The organism is Streptomyces sp. NPDC050704, from assembly GCF_040654355.1.
Taxonomy (GTDB): domain Bacteria; phylum Actinomycetota; class Actinomycetes; order Streptomycetales; family Streptomycetaceae; genus Streptomyces.
Genome location: NZ_JBFAHW010000263.1, coordinates 1 through 2108, shown reverse-complemented (window position 1 = coordinate 2108; position 2108 = coordinate 1). Strand labels below are relative to the sequence as shown.

General features: G+C 69.8%; 3 protein-coding genes. 2 read left to right on the top strand and 1 reads right to left on the bottom strand.

Going from position 1 to position 2108, the window contains the following annotated elements:
* Positions 1 to 113: 113 nt before the first annotated feature.
* On the bottom strand, positions 114 to 695 hold the full coding sequence (locus AB0I18_RS51950) for a pep a2 (RefSeq protein WP_363112875.1): 582 nt from the start codon (positions 693 to 695) through the stop codon (positions 114 to 116).
* A gap of 303 nt (positions 696 to 998) precedes the next feature.
* Here AB0I18_RS51950 and AB0I18_RS51945 point away from each other — a divergent pair, with 303 nt between their 5' ends.
* Together AB0I18_RS51945 and AB0I18_RS51940 are read left to right on the top strand one after the other, a co-directional pair.
* A complete protein-coding gene (locus AB0I18_RS51945; protein ID WP_363112876.1) occupies positions 999 to 1316 on the top strand; it encodes a DUF5133 domain-containing protein in 318 nt (105 codons plus the stop codon).
* 60 nt (positions 1317 to 1376) lie between these two features.
* Positions 1377 to 2108: maltotransferase domain-containing protein (locus AB0I18_RS51940; protein ID WP_363112874.1), on the top strand; the 732-nt coding region annotated here is incomplete at its 3' end.

The following is a 2108-nucleotide window of genomic DNA, read 5'->3' as shown; positions in this document are numbered from 1 at the left end:
GACCGCCGAAGCGGTCGCGGGCCGGTGGAGTGCTCCCCCGGATCTCGCCGATCTCCCGGATCTCCCGGGTCTCGCGGGTCTTTATCGCGGTCCGGGATCTCCGCGCGGACGTATCACCCGTCGTTCGCCGGGAGCACCGCCATGATGAGCGACGGGGTTTCCGGGCCCTGGGCACCGACGCCGACGGCGGCGGAGTCTTCGAGCAGACCGCCGACGGGCCCGGCCACCGCCAAGGCCGGTACCGGCGCCTCGCGGGGCATCCGGCGGGCCTCCCGAATACTGGGCACCGGTACAGCCGGGACCAGCGGGGCGCGTTCCATGGCGCGGGCGCGGCGCGAGAACCAGATGATCTTTCCGCCGGTACCTGAGGCACAGCACCCCCAGCCGTCGCTCAGTGCGGCGATATGGGCCAGGCAGCCGCTGGTGGCGGAGTCCTGGTGGAACTCTCCGTCGTTGTCCGCCACCGCGGTGATGAGGTGCTGACCGTTCCACCACATCTCGATGGTGGTGTTCTTGTCCGTGGCGTGCTCGTCGATCGTGAGCAGCAGGACCTCCGCACAGTGACAGACGGGCTCGACGAGGTTGTCCAGATTCCAGTACCGGAGATGGGCGGCCAGAATGCGCCCGACCTGTTCGACCCGCTCCGGACTGACCTCCACGTCGAGGTGGTAGTAGCAGGGCACTACGGTCTTCATCGTCGTTGGCTCCTCACCGGTGAAGCTCTCGCTCCTCCTCGCCCCCTGCGGACCGAGCCTGAACACGAAGCGTGAGTACTGATCGCTTCTGAGTCACTCCCAGAGTGGGAGCACTGCGCCATTCGTGCAACACGAGCACCTCCCGATGTTGTTGAAGCGACAACAGGACGTTCCGTCGTCCCCCGTGCACCATGAGTGAGGGCATCGACCGCCGTAATCGGTCGGTGCCTCTCCGCGCACGGTCCTCACGCACGATCCCGGGCGAGCCGCGCGCATTCGAGGGAGTGGAAGGTGACCGGTGAAATGCTGCTGCCTGCCAAAGCCGAGGTCGCCAGGCACCTGGAGCTCTACCGGTCCTGGGAACGCATGATGCTCGCCGCCCCCGCCGACCGTGCCGCCCGGGGCAATTTCGAGGACACGGGCTACACGCTGTGCGTGCTGATGGGGAAACGCTGCGCGCGCGAGGCCGTGCACGCCGCCGAGCGTTACCTGTCCGCCGAGCGTCACGTGTCCGCCGATTCGGATGCCCGCCGGCCGGAAGCCCACCGGCCGGAACGGACCGACAGGAGCTCGACGAGTCACCGACGGTCGGACGGCCTCCGAGCAAGCCCTGTTTCGTAAGGGCCTGCCGGCGGTGCCGAGTACCACGAACCGAACTCAGGAACGGCGGAGGTGAAACCCATGAACCAGAACCCGGCCGACGGCCGCGTCCCCTCTGATGGACGTATCCCCGTCATCTCTGTCGGACGTGTCCCTGTCGTCTCTGTCGGACGAGTCCCCGTCATCGATGTCCGACCGGCGGTCGAGGGCGGCAGCCGTGCGGCGAAGGCGGTCCTGGGCGAAACCTTCCAGGTCACGGCCACCGTCTTCGGTGAGGGCCACGACGCGGTCGGCGCGAACGTCGTCCTGCACGGCCCGGAGGGCCGCTCCGGCCCCTGGACGCCCATGCGCGAACTGGCCCCCGGCACCGACCGCTGGGGCGCCGACGTCACCCCGGAAGCGGTCGGCGACTGGACGTACCGGGTGGAGGCGTGGTCCGACCCGGTGACCACCTGGCGCCGCGCCGCCGGCATCAAGGTCCCGGCCGGTATCGACGTCGGGCTGGTCCTGGAGGAGGGCGTCGAACTCTACGAGCGGGCCGCCGCCGGAGTGCCGGACGAGGCGGGACGAGCGGTGGTGCTGACCGCCGCGCACGCGTTGCGCGACGAATCCCGGCCGCCGGCCACCCGCCTCGCCGCCGCTCTGACTCCGGCCGTGGACGCGGTTCTCGCGGAACACCCGCTGCGCGACCGGCTCTCCCGGTCGAACCCGATGCCCTTGCTGGTGGAGCGGGAGCGGGCGTTGTACGGCTCGTGGTACGAGTTCTTCCCGCGTTCGGAGGGTGCGCTGGCCGAGCCGGACAAGCCGCCGGTC